This window comes from Mesorhizobium sp. M7A.F.Ca.US.010.02.1.1 (genome assembly GCF_004023085.1).
In the GTDB taxonomy this organism is placed as follows: Bacteria; Pseudomonadota; Alphaproteobacteria; order Rhizobiales; family Rhizobiaceae; genus Mesorhizobium.
The window spans coordinates 1-372 of sequence record NZ_RZRV01000137.1 but is presented as its reverse complement, the minus strand read 5'-3'; the positions used below and the strand labels follow the sequence as shown (position 1 = coordinate 372).

The 372-nt window shown below is 62.6% G+C and carries 1 protein-coding gene; it reads right to left on the bottom strand.

Annotated elements, in window-relative coordinates:
- A partial coding sequence (locus EOA19_RS35100) for a CorA family divalent cation transporter (protein ID WP_281040500.1) occupies positions 1-372 on the bottom strand: 372 nt, incomplete at both ends.

The window sequence follows — 372 nt, the reverse complement described above, 5'->3', positions numbered from 1 at the left end:
GCCATGTCGTTGATTGTGTCGGGCAAATCGTTGCGATGCGAATGGTCGAGATGACGGAACAGGCTGGTCAGCGCCGCCATCTGCCGGTGGATCACCACCAATTGCCGGCGTGCATCGACCAGAGCCTGCCGCTCACTGTGCCATGCATCGCAGACGATGCGGTCCTCGATGCCGTCGAGCGCATCGCCAAGGCTACCGAGCTCCGTCGCCATGCCGTCGAGCGACTGGCCCATGACAGCCTCGATGAGTTCGGCAGGAGAGCGGAACTTGCGCGAGCCGTTGTCAATCGCCTTGCGGACATTGTCGACCGACCGGAGCGGCTGCTTGCGGCCGCCGATCAGCATCGTGTCGTTGAAAGCGAAGCGGAAATGG